The sequence below is a fragment of the Schaalia sp. JY-X159 genome (assembly GCF_014525425.1).
GTDB lineage: Bacteria > Actinomycetota > Actinomycetes > Actinomycetales > Actinomycetaceae > Scrofimicrobium.
In genome coordinates, this window is the sequence record NZ_JACEXI010000001.1 from 1 (window position 1) to 19252 (window position 19252).

Genomic DNA, 19252 nt, shown 5'->3' on the forward strand with positions numbered 1-19252 from the left:
TTTTTAGGAATGCCGTCTCAGCCCGCAACTCCTGATTCTCACGCTCGAGCTCCTTCAAACGAGCCCGCTCCGACAAGGTGAGCTCTTCGTTACTACCGCCGTGTTCCTCACGATATTTGATCAGCCATCTGCGTAAAGTCTCGGCGCCAACCCCATAGGCCTCAGCGACATCCCTAATCGGCCTCGAGGTAGAAATCACCTCCTGACACAACTCGTCCTTGAACTCCTGGCTAAATCGCCTTCGTGATGCAGTCATCCTACGGATCTCTCTTTCAGTAAGGCCCCCAGTCTAAGAGGGCCCACTATCCGAAATCCCTAGGCCGCCCATTCAGGGTAGGGACACCCAGGTTGCGCGCAGAAACAGTGGGGTAACCTAGATCAACAATCGTTGTGAGGCAGAGGGGGAAATGTGTCCGAAAAGATGGACGTATCCGTTGAGGTGAGTAAGTCTGCCCCTGAGACTACTGCGGTCCTAGCTGCGCCGGTAGAAGCTAAGAAGATTGCCAATCGCCTCAAGCGGGCTCGCGGACAACTGGACGGCCTCATCAACGCATTCGAATCCGGTGCGGGTTGCAGGGATGTGGTAACACAGTTGGCTGCTGTTTCGAAAGCGCTGGATCGCGCAGGTTTTCTGATTGTTTCCACGGCGATGCAAGACTGCTTGAGGGAACCGGGTGAAGACGGTGACCCAAATGCGGATCCCGACAAGCAAATGGATATCGAGGAGCTGGAGAAGCTCTTCATGATGCTGACGTAGCGCTCTGCAATGAGTGACAACCGCTTTTCGCCGAGCTCAGCAGACAAGACGAACCCCTACGCTTCGACGAATCCATGGGGGAGCGCCACGCAGCCCGCGCCACCCCCGCAGACGCCCGTAAGTAGCCCGCCGCCCGCGGGCCTTCCAGTGCCGAATACGGGCCAGACCGCGCAGCCCAGCGGTAACCCGTATGCCTCGCCACAGGAGCCCCGCACTCCGCAAGGTAGTATGCCCTCGGCACCACCTCCCGCTTCTTGGCCGGCCCAGCCCGGCCCTGGCGGAGCCTGGGCGCCCTACGGCGAACCGTTGCCGCAAAAGCCTAAGAAGCGCTGGGTCCTTCCAACTGCGGTGGGAGTGACCTGTCTTTTTCTGGGATTCTCCCTTGCCGGTGGTAACGAAAACACTGAGCTCAGGGACCAGGTCGCGACCCTAGAGTCTGAGAATGCGACCCTGTCCAACGATCTCTTTGATCGAGACACGCAGCTAGAAGAGCTCCGCGAAAGAGTGTGGATCCTCGAGTCTCAAAGCGATGCGGGCGCGCAAGGCTCAGCCCCATCAGTTGGATTTGGTCCCGCCGCCACGGAGGGTTTTCCGGGTGAGGGAATCTTCCTAGTGGGTCTCGAGGTCGAAGAGGGAACCTATGAGAGTGCCGGACAGGTTGGTTGCTCATGGACGCGTGCGACGATCGGCATGGACTCGGCTGACGATGAAACCGTGACAACGGATGAGCTAACGCAGGTGACCTTGACTTCTGAAGACCTCATGTTCGTAACCAGTGGGTGTGCTGACTGGGTACGGATCGGCTAGTCCGCCAATATTCCCCGCCGCTCACTTCCGCAAGTTTGCATAGTGAGGGATTTGGCACTCCTGAGGATTTGCCCAGGCTTCATGGACCGACCTAGACTGTTCTTCGCAATCCCGCGTAGCTCAACGGCAGAGCATCCGACTGTTAATCGGACGGTTATTGGTTCGAATCCAATCGCGGGAGCCACTTGAACAGGTCGGGGCCACTTGGGCTCCGACCTGTTTTGCGCTTATCCGTAGTCGAGCACTTTGGGGATAGTGGCCATTATTGGTGTCTAAACTCCGGGGTTTGGGCGTGTCGTTAGGGTTGCCACTTGCCTGCCCATCATTTTCTGGCCCAAGGTTCTTCTTCGGATGTGAGGGCGGTGTCGTACTGTTTGGGGCCGCCCCCGAGCGTAACGGTGCGCGCTTGGCGTAACCGTGCGCGTTTGGCTTGAATAACGATGTGATGACGCACGAAATCGTGCCAAACGCGCACCGTTATCCCCCGTTATCCCCGTTTATCCGTAGTCGAGCACTTTGGGGATAGTGGCCACTACTGGGTTAGCGGTCATACCGTGGGAACCGCTGCCGCAGCCTTCGTCTCCGCCGTGGTGACCCGCTACCGCGATGATTGCGGAGCCAGTCGGGCTTAGTGAGCCAGGTAGGACATACGGAGCCGGTTACGCCATAGGGAGCCGGTCAGGCTTGCATAACGGTGTAATCCGTGGCTGCGCTGGGCCTATCGGGCTCCGTATGGCGTGGGCGGCTCCGTAATGCTGGGGAACCTCGCGGGCGCCTTGCACTTGTGCCGCCCCGCCTACACCCGCGGCACCCCCACCCCGCCCGCCTCCGCGAGATCGAATAGTATCGACAGTTTAGGGGCCAATAACAGCGTTATGTGTCGACGCCATTCGATCTCGCGGAGGTGGGGGCGGGTAGTGGCGGCAACGGTGACCGGTCGTAGAGGCAGGAACGATACCCACAGCCCCTTCTGCGACCAGCCAATAATCAACTTACAGAAGAGCCGGGCTAACGGTCCGCCGGGACCAACAGTCTGCCGGGGCCATTAGCCCCCGGGAATTCTAGGAATCCATTCCCAACTCTTCACGTAGTTTGGTTTCAAGTTCGTAAGCCTTTTCCTGGTCCGCATCGCTGATAGGGCCGGAGGCCACAACTGCCGAGAAAAGTTCACCGTCAACGCGGCGACGCACCGTGGCGGCAACTGACACTCCGGTTGAGGTTGCAAAGCGACGCGTTGCGACGATTGTGTCGTCCACGCGGTGGGTGATTTTCTCCATAAGTGACTTGGGGTTGTCGCTGATGGTTTTTCCGACGAGGGCGGGGCGGTCTGGTTGGGACCAGACGAGGCGGAACTGCCGGGTCCGTGCGTCCCACGACGCGTACTGGACCTCATGCCACAAACCGGAGTCCACCATGTGGGTGGCGTCCGTAACCATGATGATGTTGCGGCCCACCACAATGAAACGCCCATCCTCAAGTTCCTCGTAAGGGCCCCCGCGCTGGTCTTTCGGGATGTCGGCGAGGGCGGCACTGGGGAGTGCGCCCCCTTGCGGTGACGCTTCGGTTGAGTCTTGCTGCGTGGTCTCAGGGGTGTCTCTCTTGAACAATCTCATCTGCCAAGAGTAGTCGGCGTCACGCTTTGGGTGAGGGGTGGACAACGTGTTGAGTCGAAGGATCGTTCAGGCTGAGGTAAAGTTAGTCCGCGCAAGCAGCCCCCGTAGCTCAGTCGGTTAGAGCAGTGGACTCATAATCCATTTGTCCTGGGTTCGAGCCCCAGCGGGGGTACCGAGTTGGTACCCGAAGACCCGTCCATGATTGGTGGGTGGGCAGCCCGAGAAGAATTGGGTGTCGAGGGTAGTTGTCTTGCTCTGGGAGGGTTAATTTCCCCCTTCCGGGACCAAGGTCCCTAGATAGTGGTGATCAAGCCACCAAGGCGTGGTGGAAAGTCAACACGAGCGTGGCGCGAGGGTGCGCACCGAAGCGCGATTACCTGACGTAAAGAGCCAGTTTTCTTAGGGCAATCTGTCTAGGTTCTCACCGCCTGCCCGCAGAGAGCGAGCAACCATGTCGTCTATTCAGCATCGCCCAGATCGATCACCGCGACACCGACGTCGCTGGGGCCCACGTCTGGCAGCAGGTTTCGCAGCCCTAGCCCTTGTTGCGTCCGTTGTTGTTGCTACCGGACCCAAGGCTGAGGCCGCAACGGAAACGGCGGAGACAACGTCGTTCTATGTCAATGCAAACGACCTCGATTTCATCCTGCGCCAGATCCAAATTGCGGAGGCGCACGATCGCAGCACAACAGGGGGAGGCATTTCTGCGCTCCTTTGCCCAACACCAACAGACCGTTCAGGGAAATGTGTTCCCGACGTCAAGCTGCCACTTGGTTTGCGCACCGTTGACGGGAGCTTCAATAACCTGGTGAATGGAAGAACCCACTGGGGTGCTGCAGATGAGCCGTTTGAAAGGCTCGTTGCCGCGCAGTACAAGCAGGGAACTCCAAGGCCTGACATTCCTGAAGCGCCGGGCGCGGGTCAGAACGTTGAAGTCTGTGAACCGCTAGCACCCGGACTGCCTCCAAATCTCGAGCCAACATGCTACGCCCAGCACGAGCCGGGCCACTTTGTTTATGACTCCACCCCGCGTGTCATCAGCAACTTGATCGTCGATCAAACCACGGCAAACCCGGCAGCGGTTAATGCTGCCGAGGCAACAGACGGCGGAACGATCAACGCGGATGGATCAGTGACGATTCCCAACACCGCCACCGATGAAGGACTATCGGCGCCAACCAACACGTTCTTCGGGTTCTTTGGTCAGTTCTTCGATCACGGCCTCGACCTCATAAACAAGGGCGGTTACGGAACGATTGTTGTGCCACTCCAGCCAGATGATCCCCTGTATGTTGCCGGGTCTGCAACGAACTTCCTAACGCTCACCCGAGCGGAACGCGGAGCGGGCCCCGACGGCGTGATCGGCACCGCTGACGATACACACAACAACCAGACCACTCCATATGTGGATCAGAACCAGACCTACACATCCCACCCCGCGCACCAGGTGTTTCTTCGGGAGTATGCGCTCGTGGATGGTAGGCCTGCCGCGACTGGACACCTGCTTGATGCACCTACCGGCGGACTCGCGACCTGGGCGGACGTCAAGGCGCAGGCAGTGAATGTCCTTGGCATCGGCTTGAATGATGATGACGTGCTCAATGTGCCGATGGTGGCAACAGACCTCTACGGCAACTTCGTTCCCGGCCCCAGTGGATTCCCACTCGTGGTGACTGAAGCGGGAACAGTTGAAGGATCCTTGGGTGCCCCGGTCAATACGGCTGCGGCAATTCACACCAACCACGCTTTCCTGGACGACATTGCCCACGGTGCAACCCCTTTGTTCAACTGTGAAACTGGGGCCCTGGAGCCACAGGAGTATGACGCGACTGGTGAACCAATCCCTCCGGAAGGTCCTGTTTGCGACGCCAGTGGCGCCCCTATCAGGGGTGAGCTAAGTGGCTATGACAATGTTTCGCTCGACGAACACTTCATTACGGGGGACGGGCGTGGCAACGAAAACATCGGCCTCACCGCCGTGCACCACGTCTTCCACTCGGAACACAACCGAATGGTTGGACACATCGAGGATGTGCTGAACCAGAACCCGGAGCTAAAGAAGGCATACCAAGGTTTGGAACACCAATGGCCAAACCAGCGCCCCGACCAGGTTCTCCCGGGACCCGAAGCTGACGACTGGACGTACGAGCAGCGCCTGTTCCAAGCAGCACGTTTCGTGACCGAAATGGAGTACCAGCACTTGGTGTTCGAGGAGTTCGGTCGAGGAATCCAACCGGCAATCGAAGAGGTGGTCTTCAACGAGAACAGCTACAACCCGGACATTAATGCGGATATCCCCGCCGAGTTCGCAAATGTGGTCTATCGGTTCGGCCACTCAATGATGACCGAGTCAATCCACCGCGATGGCTTCGGCACAGCGGATGTTTCACTGCTCGACGGGTTCTTGAACCCCCGCGCCTTTGATGCCGACTCCACTTTGACGCCGGAGCAAGCAGCAGGGTCGATAATCATGGGAACGACCGACCAGCAGAGCAGCCAGATTGACGAGTTCATTGTTGACACCTTGCGCAACAATCTGCTTGGTCTTCCCCTTGACCTCGCAACGATCAACCTGATTCGTGCCAATGACACCGGCACACCGAGCTTCCAAGCAGCTCGCGCCCTGTTCTACGAACAAAGTGGTGACATCAGTCTGCGACCTTATTCAAACTGGATTGATTTTGGGAATGGTTTGAAGAACGGCAACATTTTCGGTCGTGGTGGCCAGAATGCCTCCCTAGTCAACTTTGTTGCAGCGTATGGCACTCATCCCACTGTGGTTGAGGCGCAAACAGTGGCACAGAAGCGTCGGGCCGCGGCGTACGTGGTCAACGGTGCTCCGGCTGGAGCCGAGTTTGTGCAGCGACTCTCCGGGAGTGACCGCTACGAGACGTCCGCGGTGATCAGCCGAGCTACGTTCCCCAGTGGAGTACCCGTGGCGTACGTTGCTTCCGGGGAGAACTTCCCGGACGCCCTCGTCGGTGGTCCAGCCGCTGGTCTTCGTGATGGCCCAATCCTTTTGACGAGGGCGGGATCGCTTCCCGTATCGGTCGCAACTGAGCTGGTGCGTTTACGGCCGAGTCGCATCGTTGTTCTTGGTGGCCCATCCGTCGTCTCAACGGATGTTGAGAACGCTTTGGCAGATATTGCTGCAGTGACTCGAGTTTTTGGAGCAGATCGGTATGAGACCGCAGCGAGTGTTAGTCGTAGCGTCTTCACCCCGGGTGTTGACCGCGTCTATATCGCCACGGGCGCGAACTTCCCCGACGCACTGGCGGGAGGGGCCGTGGCTTCACCCAGTGGACCCGGTGGCGCCGCGCGCGCTGGGGCGCCGATCCTCCTAACCGGACCGGGCAGCCTGCCCCCCGCAACCGCTACTGAGTTGCGCCGCCTCAGGCCCAAAGAAATCATCATTCTGGGCGGCGATGGTGTCGTGACTTCTGCTGTCGCGACCTCTTTGAGGACCTACACGACCGGTGCAGTTACACGACTCGGTGGGGCATCACGGTACGACACGGCAGTTGAGATCTCGAAGGCAACCTACCCTGATGGAACCAACACGGTCTACATCGCGACCGGGCAGAATTTCCCCGATGCCCTCGGCGCTGCTCCAGGGGCTGGCCGAGCAGATGCGCCACTTCTCCTTGTGCCGACCTCGGGTGCGATTCCCGGACAGGTGATTGCAGAGATCAGGCGTCTTGGAGTTGAGAAGATCGTGATTCTCGGTGGACCGGGCGCGGTGGACGCCGGAGTGGAAGCGCAGCTTGCCGCTCTAGCACCAGTTCGCCCAAGTGCACCAGCCGACCGGCTTGACTTCATGTACGGGTCTGGCAGCTGGGAAGGAGTGGAGACCGGCCTCGACGACGTTGACTTCTGGACGGGTGGTCTTGCTGAGAGGCTTAATCCATTCGGTGGGATGCTGGGGGCGACCTTCAACTACGTCTTCGAGAACACTCTTGAGGACCTGCAGTTTGGTGATCGCTTCTACTACCTGTTCCGCAACCAGGGTAACCAGCTGTTTGCAGCTCTTGAAGGCAACTCTTTTGCGTCACTCATTGAGCGGAACACGGACGCGAGCAACATCCCCGCCGGCGTTTTCAGCGTCAACCAAATCGAGTTCGACCTCGACAATCCCAACCCCCTTCCACCAGGCTTCTCACGCCTACCGAATGGGGAGTACAGGTTCGTTGGTGAAGAGCACGTCGAAGTTCATGGAACAACCGGCAATGACAGGATCCGCGGCGATCAAGGTGACGACGCGCTGTGGGGCCGCGAAGGAAACGATGTGATCGAGGGCGGGTCTGGCAACGACCTCATCCACGGTGGCATCGGGGACGATATCCTCACCGACCTGTTCGGTGATGATGAGATCCGCGCCGGCCTCGGCAACGACGTCGTCAATGGTGGCCCAGGATTCGACCTGCTGCTTGGCGGCGGGGGAGATGACTTCGTCACCCGCGGAAGCGACATCGGGACAGTCTTCCTCGGCGACGGCAACGACACCTACCTCGGGGGGACAGGTCGCGCCAACATCTTCGGTGGTGAGGGCGACGACTGGGTCGAGGGCGGATCACACGCCGACCTCGCGCAGGGTGACAACGCCGATCAGTTCCAGGCCGACGTAATCGGTGGCAATGATGTCGTCCTCGGACGTGGCGGGGATGATGACATCGAAGGCGAAGGTGGAGATGACATCCTCGTCGCCGAACGACACGGTACCGACAGACATCTGGGCAACATGGGATGGGACTGGGTTACCTACTATGGAGAAACTCAGGGTGTGGATGCTGACTTCAACTTCACGTTGCTCCAGCGCCCCGACGTAACTGCGGTCAGAGACAGGTTCGACCAGCTCGAGGGACTGTCAGGAGGTGCGGGAGATGACATCCTTCGCGGGCCCAACCGGGCGGTTGAAGGAGAGTTTGCGGGGGATGAAGAATATTTGCACAAGATGACGGAGTCGACACTAGACCTCGTCGGAGGACTGCGCGAGATGCTTTATCCCGAAGGCATGAACTTCGGACAGCAGTTTATGCGAACAGGACCGGTCATCGATTCGGATGGCTTCCCCAGCATCATCATCGGTGGCCAGGGGAGCGACCTTATCGAAGGCAGATACGGGAACGACTACCTGGATGGGGACGCCTACCTAGCGGCCGACCTTGCTTGGGTTGGTCCGGACGGCAGCATTATTGAGCAGCATCCAAGTGCCGCACCATACCGGGCGCGACTCCTCAATGGCACCATCAACCCGGGCGACCTCGAAATAGTCCGTGAGATCCGCTACGACGACCCTGGAAGCAGTGCTGTTGACACTGCTCTGTACCAGGACATTCGTTCCGCATACGAAATCACACACATCCGTGACGGGTACTGGCAGATTGAGCACACAGGTGCGGTTGAGGCGGAGGAGTCGGAAGGGATTGACATTCTCAACAACATCGAGATCCTCCAGTTCCAGGACAACTGTGTCCTGCTTGATCCCGAAGCGCAGACGGTGCTCGATTGCATTTCTGAAGGCGAGTTGGTCCTCACGACAACACCCGACATGCTCGAGGGCGAACCGGTGGTTGCGGAACTCCTCGACCTCTCGGGGGAACCTTTCGATCTGACAGAGGCTAGCAACATTCGCTTCTTCTGGATCGGTGGTGAAGGTTCCTCTCCGACAGAGATCACTGAGCGCGAAGAGTTGACCATCGGTGGGGTCGCACCGGATACGGACGCACCCAACCGTTCGACGTTCATTCCGAACGACGACGCGGTTGACATGTACCTAATCGCGCGCGTCACCTTCGAGCTGGGAGGAACGACCCACACCGTTGTCTCTGCGCCAACGGGGTCAACGGTCGTGAATGTCAACGATGAGCCGGTGCCGCCTGACCTGGCGGGAAACCTGGAGGTTGGTTCAACGCTCTCCGTGACGGTTCCAACTGATGAGGACGGGACCGAGGATGTTGTCTTCACGTACACGTGGCAGCGTGCCCTCGCCGCGGATGCGCCCGAGGACGACTGGACGGTCATCCAAGGTCCTGGTTCCGACCCGCTGCAGGACAGCGCCTACCTCCTGGTTGACGGCGATCTCGACGGGTTCATCCGAGTGGTCATTGAGTACACGGATAATCAGGGGCAAGACGAGAGGGCAGTGACACAGGCGAGGGGGCCGGTAACAGCGGTGCCGTAGCACCTCATTGTTGAAATAAGGGAAGGATAGGCCCGGGTCGGTCACCTGCTGCTGAGGTGGTCGACCCGGGTTCCTGACGCAAACTAGGGATTCGTTTCGCCCTCGTCTTGCCCGCGTTTCGCAGAGCGCTTCCTCTCAGTCCTCAGCGAGTAGACCCAGATGGTGGTGCCCATGTACGCCATGGCGAACACGAACGCTGCCACCACAAACGTGATCTCAAGGAACCGGGGGGCGGAGATAAAGCTGGTGATGAGGTAGCCGGCGATTGTGATCGCCAACCCGATAAGGGCGCCACGGTGCCACTGCTCTGAGCGTTTCGCCTCCCGAGCCATCTCCTTGGAATAGACGGGTGGATTCTCGGGGGTCTGATCAGGATTGGGGTTCACCATTCTCCTCGACTATTGGCAGCAGGGACACTGTTGGCGCAGACACCGGGTCCAACTGGGCCCACAACTGCGCATCGTACGAAATGTAGGCGGGTGCCTGCAAGGAAGCGGTGCGGGAACCAACCAACAAGAGATCCGCAGTCAAAATATCCCTTAGCACACCCTCAACCGTGCCCTGCGGGGTGGTGCAACGCAAGGGCCGGGTGTCTTCTACGCCGACTTCAAGCAGTCGCTTCACCCGATCATTCAGCAAAGTAGCAAGGGCGCTCGCGGTGTCGTGCTCCAGCCCCTGACCCCCTAGAGACAGCGCGGAAGTGCGGGCACAGTCAAACAGGACGAGGGCGGATTCTGTGGTCGACTCGGAGTCATCATCGAGTTGCTCGGAGCTCAAGATTCCGGACATTTGATCTGCCCCGGACATTTGGTCAATGCCAGAGGCTCGACTGTTTTCCACGGGGGCAGCTGGACTCGTAGCAGACTCGGGAAGGTCGGCCACCGCCGTCGCGAGGTCGACCGCAAACCCATCGGCAAGGAGCTGTGCAGAAGCCACACGACCCGCCAGAAGCGACGCCAGTGCTTCCCTTTCCGGGCCTGTCAAGCCCTCCACTTGCGCCAGCTCATCCAACTGTTCCCGGGCACTGCGGAGCATAAATGCGGCAAGTGGGCCCACTGTGTAAGGGGCCTGCCCAATCTGGGCCGGAACCTCAACAAATGACTCCGCATCCTCACGATCCGAGAAGTCACCCCAGGGCTCCCACAGGCCGCCGCTTGCGGCTAGTCGAGCTTCGGCATCTTGGGTTACGGAACTGAGCATAGTTGCGCAGGTGGCGCACTCTGTGGCGGCGCGTGCCATCTGAGCTGCGCGCTCAACGGTGGCTGCTTCCGACCTCGCCACACTGTCCCTCATTGTCTGAGCGGGAGAAAGCGTCGACAACTCTACTGCGTCGGGAGTACCGGCAATTGAGTCGGCTGCAGTGGGTAATCCGGTGCAACCACCGAGCCCCAGTGCAACACCCGCTGAGGCACACAGTGCGGCACACATCTTCGTCCAGGTCGAGGTGTGAGGTAAGGCCAGGAATCGGTGCACTGTGAGATCATCCCATGATCTGCAAGTAACATGGGTTCAACACAGTGAAAATGTGCTTGATCGCTGAAGTACGTCGGGGGTGAATACCCCAGAACGTTGATAGGAGAATCGACAATGGCAAACGAAAACGTTGAGAATGCAGTAGAGCAGCTCTTGGCGCCTCTCGCGGCCGCCCAGAACTCTGTGGTTGAGAACGTGGCTCTCACCGGTAGTGGAAACAACCAGGTTCTTACCGTTACGGTCGATTTGGAGCGTGCCGGTGCTGATCTCTCTTCTGACCAGGTTGCTCAGTTGGCTCGTGAGTTCTCACTGGCGCTGGACAAGCACGACCCCATTGATGGTGCCTACACGCTTGAGGTGACATCACCGGGAGCGGATCGTCAGATCACCAACCTGCGTCAGTATCGCCGCTCTGTCGGCAAGGCAGTCAAGGTTGTACTGAAGAATGATGACAAGGTCGACGGAACCATCACAGCGGTTGAAGATGATGGCTTCACCGTTGATGGCCCCCACGGCACCCGCACAATTCCCTTCGACGATGTCAAGAAGACACATCTCGTTGTGGAGACTCCGAAAGAGAGCTAGCACATGGAAATCGACATGACCGCTTTGCGGATGGTTGAACAGGATAAGGGCATCAGCCTGGACACCCTGGTTGAAGCCATTGAGGAGGCCCTGCTGAAGGCCTACCACAACATGCCCGGTGCCATTGAGCAGGCTCGTATTGAGGTTAACCGCAAGACGGGCCGCGCATCTGTAATCGCGACGGAAACAGACGAGGACGGTACGGTCCTGGGCGAGTTTGACGATACGCCGTCAAACTTCGGCAGGATTGCCACCGTCACCGCCCGTTCGATGATCACCCAACGTCTGCGTGAAGCCGAGGATTCCCGAGTGCTGGGAACCTACGCCGGCAAAGAGGGCACCGTTGTCACGGGTGTCGTGCAACAAAGCCGTGACCGGCTCGCGACTGTGGTCAAGTTGGGCGACGAGTTTGAGGCGATCCTTCCGGACAATGAGAAGGTGCCGGGCGAAACCTACGAACACGGTGACCGCATCCGTGCCTACGTGGTGTCGGTTGAGCGCACAGACAAGGGTCCGAGGATCGTCTTGTCGCGTAGCCATCCCGGCCTCGTTCAGGGCCTCTTCCGTCGCGAAGTTCCTGAGATTGAGCAGGGTCTGGTAGAGATCAAGGCGATTGCCCGGGAGGCCGGACACCGCACGAAACTTGCGGTTGCCGCAACGCGGCCGGACGTGAACGCCAAGGGTGCCTGCATTGGACCCATGGGGGGCCGTGTTCGTAACGTGATGGCTGAACTCGGTGGGGAGAAGATCGATATTGTCGACTGGTCGCAAGACCCAGCTCGGTTCATCTCGAACTCTCTTTCACCAGCCCGCGTCTCACGAGTCGTCGTTCATTCTAGGGATAACAAGACAGCCACGGCGATCGTGCCGGACTTCCAGCTCCGCCTCGCCATTGGTAAGGATGGGCAGAATGCGCGACTCGCGGCACGCCTGACCGGGTACCACATTGACATCCATTCGGATACTGCCGAGGGCGAAGTTGAGGTTTCCCGCTCTTCGATAGCGGACAACATCGACAACTAGTCGGATGGGTTTCGAACGAGGCCGGAGGGGAGATCCCTTCGGCCTCGTTGCGTGATGATTCGCTCATAGTGGATGGGTGGAACCTGCTGGTTAGGCGACTAGACTGTTTTCCGGATACTTATGACGGAACTACTCTCTGATACTAGGACCCCCATCCGAACATGTGTCGGTTGCGGGCGCAGGCAAGCCAAGTCGGAGCTGGTTCGTATTGTTGAGAATCCACAATCTTCCCTACAGGTAGATTTGAAGCAGAGTTTGCCCGGTCGTGGCGTGTGGCTTCACCGTAACCAGAGGTGTTACCAGAAGGCACGCAGCTCGGGTCGGCTCAGCCGATCACTCCGATGTGACTGTCGAGGTGATCAAGCATGGGCGCAGTTAGAGGACTTCTTTGCTGTGCAGGACTGAGGCGGACGCCTCATAAACAACGGAAGCGGGTTGGAAGCTGATGGGCACCCGATGAGTACCCAGCGATGAGCTGCCAGCAGGTCTAGTTGTCCGTCCTCTCTTCTTGGGGATGGACCCGAAGAGGAGAAACTGTGCCAAGGATGCGCGTACACGAGCTCGCCAAAGAGCTCGGCATCACCAGTAAGACATTAAGGGAAGACCTTACGAAGCGCGGGGAGTTTGTAAAGTCCGCATCTTCAATGGTTGAAGCCCCAATTGTTCGCCAGATGTTGGAAGAATATGCTTCTGCGTCGAAGAGTGAACCGGCTGCGCCAGCGAAGAGCGCCAAGCCAGCGAAGAGCCCCACAACCCAGGCGAAGGCACCCGCGCCGACGGCGAAGCCTGATGCGCCTGCGCCCACACCTGCGCCTGGGCCCAAGCCTGCGGCTGGCGCACCCAAGCCCGGAGCCGTCAAGCCAGGACCTGTGGCTCCCGTCAAAGAAGCCGCACCCCAGCCAAAGCCGGAAGTTCCCGACACCGCGGCTGCAACCCCAGCTTTCAGCGACCAGCCTGAGGTTCAACCCAAGGCTGCGCCGAGCCCCGGTCCCGCAGTGGTCAAGAAGCCTGCCGCGCCTGCGGCGAAGGATGCCAAGCCTGCCTCCGCTGCACCCGCTCCACGTCCCGGTGGCCCGAGGCCCGCAGCCCCGGCACCGTCCGGAGGGCGGCGTCCTCGTGGACCTCGACCCGGCAACAACCCCTACGCTTCAAGCCAGGGCATGCCGCGTCCAGGGGCTCCCCGTAGCGGTGCGCCGCGTCCGGGCGCTCCGAGGCCGGCAGGTGGCGCAAATGCTGCTCCACGGCCCGGTGGGGGACCTCGTCCTAACCCCGGAATGATGCCGGGTTCGGCCTCGTTCCAGCGTAATGAGGCTCCGTCTTCCACGCGCCCCAGCGGTGGTGGCAGAGGACGCCCAGGCGGCGCACGCCCAAGCGGTGGCCCGAGCCGATTTGGTGGGGGTGGCGCCGGTGGTGGCGCTGCAACTCCGGGGCAGGCTCCCGGTGGCTTCACCTCGCCTCCGCGCGGTGGTCGCGGCGGTGGTCGCGGTGCTGCACCAGGCGCATTCGGTCGTGGCGGAGGTCGCAGCCAGAAGGGCCGCAAGTCGAAGCGAGCAAAGCGTCAAGAGTTTGAGCAGCAGTCGGCGCCCGCAATTGGCGGCGTCTCGATACCTCGTGGCAATGACCAAGAGGTGCAGATTCGCCAGGGGGCGTCCCTCGCCGACCTCGCCGAGAAGATCAACGTCAACCCCGCTGACCTTGTCGCGATTCTGTTCCACCTGGGGGAGATGGCGACAGCCACCCAGTCCCTGGATCAGGACACCTTTGAGGTTTTGGGTGCAGAGCTGGGCTACCGCGTCAGCGTTGTCTCACCAGAGGATGAGGACAGGGAGCTACTTGAGTCCTTTGACATCGACCTCGGCGCTGAAGAGCTTGAAGATGCGGAGAATCTGCAGCCACGGTCCCCGGTCGTCACTGTCATGGGCCACGTCGACCACGGTAAGACGCGCCTGCTTGACGCCATCCGCCACACGGATGTCGTTGCAGGTGAGCACGGTGGCATCACCCAGCACATAGGTGCCTACCAGGTTGGTGTTCCAAGCGAAGATGGTGAACGACTCATCACCTTCCTGGATACCCCGGGCCACGAAGCGTTCACCGCTATGCGTGCCCGCGGCGCGCAGGTTACCGACCTCGCGATTCTGGTTGTCGCCGCAGATGACGGTGTCATGCCGCAGACGGTTGAAGCAATCAACCATGCTCAGGCAGCCGGAGTTCCGATTGTTGTCGCGGTCAACAAGATCGATAAGGAAGACGCTAACCCGGAGAAGATCCGTGGCCAGCTAACCGAGTACGGTCTTGTTGCTGAAGACTTCGGTGGGGACGTCATGTTTGTCGATGTCTCTGCTCGGGAGAACATCAACATTGACAGCCTGCTTGAGGCGGTTCTTCTGACCGCTGACGCAACGCTTGATCTCAATGCGAACGCTGAGGCAGAAGCGCGCGGTGTTGCTATTGAGGCAAACCTGGATAAGGGTCGCGGCGCCGTGGTTACCATGCTGGTTCAGCGTGGCACGCTACGGGTTGGCGATGCCGTTGTGGTTGGTTCTTCGCACGGTCGTGTTCGCGCCATGTTCGATGAGTATGGTGCCCCGATCCAAGAGGCGGGTCCTGCTCGCCCAGTGCAGATGATTGGTTTGACGTCGGTGCCGCGCGCGGGGGATACCTTCCTTGTAGCGTCTGATGACCGTACGGCTCGCCAGATTGCATCCAAGCGTGAGGCAGCGGAACGTCAGGCGATGCTTGCACGCCGCCGCAAGCGTGTCACGCTTGAGGACTTCGACCGCGTTCTTAAGGAAGGCAAGGTTGACCACCTCAACCTCATCCTCAAGGGCGACGTCGCCGGTGCCGTGGAGGCGCTGGAAGACTCGTTGCTCAAGATCGATGTGGGCGAGGACGTTGCCTTGCGTATCATCCACCGCGGTGTTGGTGCTGTTACACAGAACGACGTCAACCTGGCAACCGTTGACAACGCTGTGATCATTGCGTTCAACGTTCGCCCGGCTGAGCGCGTTCAGGAACTGGCTGATTCCGAGGGTGTCGAGATCAAGTACTACTCGGTGATCTACCGTGCGCTTGAGGAAATCGAAGACGCCATGAAGGGCATGCTCAAGCCAATTTACGAAGAGGTCGCAACGGGCAGTGCAGAGATCCTCCAGGTCTTCCGTTCTGGCAAGTTCGGAAACATTGCGGGCTCGATCGTTCGTAGCGGTACATTGCGACGTGGTGCGAAGGCTCGCCTGGTTCGTGATGGTGTGGTTGTGGCAGAAGATCTTGAGATCAAGTCGCTACGACGCGAGAAGGATGACGTCACCGAGGTCCGTGAGGGCTTCGAATGTGGTGTCACCCTGGGTTACAAGGACATCCAAGAGGGTGACCGGATTGAAACCTGGGAGATGCGAGAGAAGGCGCGCGCCTAGCCTCTTGCCCGTCTAGCGTAAAGGCACCCGCCGGTAGTTTCCGGTGGGTGCCTTTGCTCTAGGCTAGTGTGTGCATTTCCGCGTGTGCGGATTCAACGATGGAAGGGAATCGTCATGGCTGATCAAGGACGGCAACGTCGTATTGCAGAGCGCATCCGGGAGTCGGTGGCGAGCACTCTTGAGCGCAAAGTGAAGGATCCGCGTCTTGGTTTCGTCACTGTAACGGACGTGCGGGTCACGGGCGACTTGCAGCACGCGACGGTCTTTTACACGGTAATGGGCGATGAGGAAGAGCAGAAGAAGACGCGCAGGGCGCTGGAATCTTCCAAGGGGCTGATCCGCTCCGAGGTGGGTGCGGCCCTGGGTATCCGACTGACCCCGACCATTACGTTCCAGGCTGACGCGCTTCCAGAGGCTGCGGCATCTATCGAGGAGGCGCTCCGTGCGGCTCGAGAGAATGACGCAAAGATTGCCGCTGCTGCTCAGGGCCAGTCCTTCGCCGGTGATGCTTCGCCGTATGTTGTCGACGAAGAATTAGTCGAAGAGGACGACTAGGCCAGCTTTGAAACAGGGGACAGCCCAAGGACCGGGAACAGGGCCGGTCGAACCGCGTCGCGTTGAGGCCGGGATCCTCCTGGTTGATAAGCCAGCTGGCCTGACGTCTCACGACGTTGTTGCGAGGGGGAGGCGGCTCGCGAAGACGCGCCGCGTTGGTCATGCGGGAACACTGGATCCGATGGCCACGGGCGTCCTCGTCCTCGGTATTAATAGCGGGACGAAACTTCTGCAGTACGTTTCGGGTGCGGCGAAAACCTATCTGGCGACGATTCGTTTGGGTATTTCCACCAACACGGATGATGCCGAGGGCGAGATTGTTGACCAAGCGGGATGCCATCCACTTTCGCGTGAGGCTATCGACCGGGCGCTGGATACGTATCGTGGGGAGATCCTTCAAGTACCGACCACTGTCAGCGCCATCAAGGTTGACGGGAAGCGTGCCTACGCCCTTGCCCGGGCTGGCAAGGACGTCCAACTTGAGGCGCGTCCCATTGTGATCCACCGTTTCGAAGTCATCGGGGAGCCCGCGGTGGCGACCGCGCACAACGACAATGCTGACGTTCCGGTTGTGGATGTGGATGTGGTTGTCGAGTGCTCCTCGGGGACATACATTCGTGCGCTGGCTCGCGACCTCGGTCGTGACCTGGGGGTCGGGGGACACCTGACCGCGCTCCGTAGAACGGCGACGGGCCCGTGGAAAATAGAGCAGTGTCATGATCTGGAGGATCTTTTCGCCGGTGATGCCGAGGGCGAAGCACTGCCGTTGATCGCACTGGACCGCGCTGCTCAAACACTGTTCCCCACACTGGTCGTAACCCGTGAGGCTGCGGCGCGGTTCCGCAACGGTCAGGCTCCAGGGAGTGGAGAGGTCATAGACACCCTACCCGGCGGATCAGCCAACCCTAAGTTTCCAGACATCCGGGCACTAGTGCCGGTGGGGGACCAAAGTCACGTGCTAGGACTGGTGCGCGTCGTCGAAGGGACTACGCTGGACCTTAAGACCGTGTCTGTGTTTGCACAGTGATGGGAACGATCGAGGACAATCTCGCCACCTGGTGGCGCAGAAATGATGAAGGGATTGCACGCATGGCTAACGAAGAAGAACGCAAGTCAGGTGGGTGTGGTTGCGGTGGTTGCGGTTGCGGAGGCGGCGGCAACAAGAAGGGCCGCGAAGGTCAGCCGGTAGATGATGAGGGTCGAACGAACCTGGGCCTAAGAGGAACCAACTAGGCGTTCGCCCCTGCTTATCCCGCCCCGCCGAGCAGTCGACGGGGCGGCTCTATGGAAGAAGGTCTTGTGGAGGTCTGGAGGAACCTGAATGAAGTTCCTGGCAACCAAAAATCGGTTGTCACCATCGGGAACTTTGATGGCATGCACCAGGGGCATTCGCGAGTCATCGCAACGTGCGTGGAGAGAGCGCGTAAACGCAACTGCCAGTCGGTCGCGCTGACGTTTGACCCTCACCCCAGATCGGTGCACCGCCCCCAAGAACCTCTCGAGCTGATTGCCTCCCTTGATGATCGCCTTGATGCGATGGCCATTGCCGGGTTGGATGCGGTGTTTGTCGCGCAGTATTCTCCCGATCTCTACATGCTGAGTGCCGAGGACTTTGTGGTGTCCTACATCGTGGAGCGGCTCGGGGCAGTGGAGGTTGTGGTTGGTGAGGACTTCCGTTTTGGTCGCAACAACTCCGGCGATATTGAAACCTTGCGGAAACTGGGCCGTCAACACGGGTTTGACGTCTCCATGGTGACCGACGTTGAGTCACCTTCGGGGAGACGATGGTCGTCCTCGTGGGTGAGAGAAGAGATGGCATCCGGAAATGTGGAAGAGGCCAGCCGCGTCCTCGGCCGCTTTCCGCGGGTGTGGGGTCATGTTATTCACGGGGCAAAACGAGGCCGCGAACTTGGCTTTCCAACAGCAAATCTCGAGGTCGAAGGGCAGATGGTTCCGGCTGACGGGGTCTACGCGGGATGGCTGGTGCGCGACGTGAGTCAGAGTGATGGGGGAAGTCAGGAGTTCCTCCCAGCCGCGATTTCGGTGGGGACGAACCCTCAGTTTCAGGGAACTGTCAGGACAGTGGAAGCCCACGTCCTCGGGCGGGCCGACTTGGACCTGTACGACGAACGCGTCACCGTCGTGTTTGTGAAGAGGATACGGCCGATGATGGTCTTCGACTCTATCGATCAGCTTCTTGCCCGTATGGATGATGACCTGCGCGCCACCGCAGCGATATTGGGGGCACGAAGCGCTTCCCGGATCGATCCGGGCAGGGTGACCGCGGGGATTTGAGGTCGCTGGCGCGGTAGTTGGCCCCGGCCCCCGGCCTGCCTCCACTGCCTGCGGCTCACGCCCAGGAACCCGGCCGTTGCCCCCGGCCTGCCGCCCTGACCCCAGGAACCCGGCCTGCCGCCCTCAGCGATTGTCGAGCCGACCGAGCCATAGGGAGCCCGCTAGGCTCAGAGCCGCTAAGATTACATCGTTATGCGGGCCTGGCGGGCTCCGTATGGCGTAGTCGGCTCGAGGATGAGAGGTTTGATGGGCTCGGGCGACGGTAGCGGATGAGAGGTTTGGTCGGCTCGGGCGACGGTGGCGGATGAGAGCGCTCCCCAGTCGGCCCGTGTGGCACGGGGGTGGCGGAGGCCATTCCTCGGCTCCGGCGCGTCGCGAAATGTATACGTGGGGGCGAAATGATCGTCTGGGGTACGCACCCCAGGCTCGCTTTTTCTCCCCACATATACATTTCAGTACCTGCACGGGTCACGTAGTTTACGGGTCGCCATTGCTCTCGGACTGGCGTGGTCTGCCTCGGGGTGTTGTGGTCTTTCTGGGAATGCTG

General features: G+C 59.9%; 15 protein-coding genes and 2 tRNA genes. 13 read left to right on the forward strand and 4 right to left on the reverse strand.

Going from position 1 to position 19252, the window contains the following annotated elements:
• Window positions 1-256, reverse strand: a 256-nt coding sequence (locus tag IDL90_RS00005; protein ID WP_187993918.1) for a transposase, incomplete at its 3' end; no start/stop codon positions are given.
• 165 nt (window positions 257-421) lie between these two features.
• Here IDL90_RS00005 and IDL90_RS00010 point away from each other — a divergent pair.
• The 3 genes from IDL90_RS00010 (at window position 422) to IDL90_RS00020 (ending at window position 1748) form a co-directional block, all read left to right on the forward strand.
• Window positions 422-757 (forward strand): metal-sensitive transcriptional regulator, encoded by a 336-nt coding sequence (locus IDL90_RS00010; RefSeq protein WP_182142715.1) that lies wholly within the window; start codon window positions 422-424, stop codon window positions 755-757.
• A gap of 228 nt (window positions 758-985) precedes the next feature.
• The gene (locus IDL90_RS00015; RefSeq protein WP_187993919.1) at window positions 986-1564 is read left to right on the forward strand and encodes a hypothetical protein; all 579 of its coding nucleotides are present in this window, start codon (window positions 986-988) and stop codon (window positions 1562-1564) included.
• A 109-nt stretch (window positions 1565-1673) separates the two neighbouring features.
• Window positions 1674-1748 (forward strand) — tRNA-Asn (locus tag IDL90_RS00020).
• 877 nt (window positions 1749-2625) lie between these two features.
• Here IDL90_RS00020 and IDL90_RS00025 read toward each other — a convergent pair.
• Window positions 2626-3177, reverse strand: a complete 552-nt coding sequence (locus IDL90_RS00025; protein ID WP_187993920.1) for a hypothetical protein — start codon at window positions 3175-3177, stop codon at window positions 2626-2628.
• A gap of 98 nt (window positions 3178-3275) precedes the next feature.
• Here IDL90_RS00025 and IDL90_RS00030 point away from each other — a divergent pair.
• A tRNA-Ile gene (locus IDL90_RS00030) sits at window positions 3276-3349 on the forward strand.
• 279 nt (window positions 3350-3628) lie between these two features.
• The gene (locus IDL90_RS00035; protein ID WP_187993921.1) at window positions 3629-9358 is read left to right on the forward strand and encodes a peroxidase family protein; all 5730 of its coding nucleotides are present in this window, start codon (window positions 3629-3631) and stop codon (window positions 9356-9358) included.
• Window positions 9359-9441: 83 nt separating this feature from the next.
• Here IDL90_RS00035 and IDL90_RS00040 read toward each other — a convergent pair whose 3' ends face one another.
• Window positions 9442-9747, reverse strand: a complete 306-nt coding sequence (locus IDL90_RS00040; protein ID WP_187993922.1) for a hypothetical protein — start codon at window positions 9745-9747, stop codon at window positions 9442-9444.
• Complete coding sequence (locus tag IDL90_RS00045) at window positions 9728-10831, reverse strand: hypothetical protein (RefSeq protein ID WP_187993923.1); 1104 nt, start codon at window positions 10829-10831, stop codon at window positions 9728-9730. The genes IDL90_RS00040 and IDL90_RS00045 overlap by 20 nt, the downstream gene beginning before the upstream one ends.
• A gap of 114 nt (window positions 10832-10945) precedes the next feature.
• Here IDL90_RS00045 and rimP point away from each other — a divergent pair, with 114 nt between their 5' ends.
• The 8 genes from rimP to IDL90_RS00085 all read left to right on the forward strand — a co-directional run bounded on the left by rimP (window position 10946) and on the right by IDL90_RS00085 (window position 18705).
• The gene (rimP, locus tag IDL90_RS00050; protein ID WP_182141043.1) at window positions 10946-11416 is read left to right on the forward strand and encodes a ribosome maturation factor RimP; all 471 of its coding nucleotides are present in this window, start codon (window positions 10946-10948) and stop codon (window positions 11414-11416) included.
• A 3-nt stretch (window positions 11417-11419) separates the two neighbouring features.
• Window positions 11420-12439 (forward strand): transcription termination factor NusA, encoded by a 1020-nt coding sequence (nusA, locus tag IDL90_RS00055; RefSeq protein WP_187993924.1) that lies wholly within the window; start codon window positions 11420-11422, stop codon window positions 12437-12439.
• Window positions 12440-12559: 120 nt separating this feature from the next.
• A complete protein-coding gene (locus IDL90_RS11760) occupies window positions 12560-12844 on the forward strand; it encodes a YlxR family protein (RefSeq protein ID WP_187993925.1) in 285 nt (94 codons plus the stop codon).
• Between the two features lie 140 nt (window positions 12845-12984).
• On the forward strand, window positions 12985-15855 hold the full coding sequence (infB, locus tag IDL90_RS00065; protein ID WP_223175085.1) for a translation initiation factor IF-2: 2871 nt from the start codon (window positions 12985-12987) through the stop codon (window positions 15853-15855).
• A 114-nt stretch (window positions 15856-15969) separates the two neighbouring features.
• Complete coding sequence (rbfA, locus tag IDL90_RS00070) at window positions 15970-16410, forward strand: 30S ribosome-binding factor RbfA (protein ID WP_187993927.1); 441 nt, start codon at window positions 15970-15972, stop codon at window positions 16408-16410.
• 7 nt (window positions 16411-16417) lie between these two features.
• Window positions 16418-17437, forward strand: coding sequence for a tRNA pseudouridine(55) synthase TruB (truB, locus tag IDL90_RS00075; protein ID WP_223175086.1), 1020 nt, complete (start codon window positions 16418-16420; stop codon window positions 17435-17437).
• A 62-nt stretch (window positions 17438-17499) separates the two neighbouring features.
• Entirely contained in the window at window positions 17500-17643 is a 144-nt protein-coding gene (locus tag IDL90_RS00080) for a hypothetical protein (protein WP_187993928.1), read from the forward strand.
• A 66-nt stretch (window positions 17644-17709) separates the two neighbouring features.
• Complete coding sequence (locus IDL90_RS00085; RefSeq protein WP_182142713.1) at window positions 17710-18705, forward strand: bifunctional riboflavin kinase/FAD synthetase; 996 nt, start codon at window positions 17710-17712, stop codon at window positions 18703-18705.
• The last annotated feature ends 547 nt before the right edge of the window (window positions 18706-19252 follow it).

What these genes read in the sequence shown, in the direction of transcription:
- IDL90_RS00010 (WP_182142715.1), top strand. Translation starts at nt 422, where the DNA reads ATGGACGTATCCGTTGAGGTGAGTAAGTCTGCCCCTGAGACTACTGCG.
- IDL90_RS00015 (WP_187993919.1), top strand. Translation starts at nt 986, where the DNA reads ATGCCCTCGGCACCACCTCCCGCTTCTTGGCCGGCCCAGCCCGGCCCT.
- IDL90_RS00025 (WP_187993920.1), bottom strand. Translation starts at nt 3,177, where the DNA reads ATGAGATTGTTCAAGAGAGACACCCCTGAGACCACGCAGCAAGACTCA.
- IDL90_RS00035 (WP_187993921.1), top strand. Translation starts at nt 3,629, where the DNA reads ATGTCGTCTATTCAGCATCGCCCAGATCGATCACCGCGACACCGACGT.
- IDL90_RS00040 (WP_187993922.1), bottom strand. Translation starts at nt 9,747, where the DNA reads ATGGTGAACCCCAATCCTGATCAGACCCCCGAGAATCCACCCGTCTAT.
- rimP (WP_182141043.1), top strand. Translation starts at nt 10,946, where the DNA reads ATGGCAAACGAAAACGTTGAGAATGCAGTAGAGCAGCTCTTGGCGCCT.
- nusA (WP_187993924.1), top strand. Translation starts at nt 11,420, where the DNA reads ATGGAAATCGACATGACCGCTTTGCGGATGGTTGAACAGGATAAGGGC.
- IDL90_RS11760 (WP_187993925.1), top strand. Translation starts at nt 12,560, where the DNA reads ATGACGGAACTACTCTCTGATACTAGGACCCCCATCCGAACATGTGTC.
- infB (WP_223175085.1), top strand. Translation starts at nt 12,985, where the DNA reads ATGCGCGTACACGAGCTCGCCAAAGAGCTCGGCATCACCAGTAAGACA.
- rbfA (WP_187993927.1), top strand. Translation starts at nt 15,970, where the DNA reads ATGGCTGATCAAGGACGGCAACGTCGTATTGCAGAGCGCATCCGGGAG.
- IDL90_RS00080 (WP_187993928.1), top strand. Translation starts at nt 17,500, where the DNA reads ATGGCTAACGAAGAAGAACGCAAGTCAGGTGGGTGTGGTTGCGGTGGT.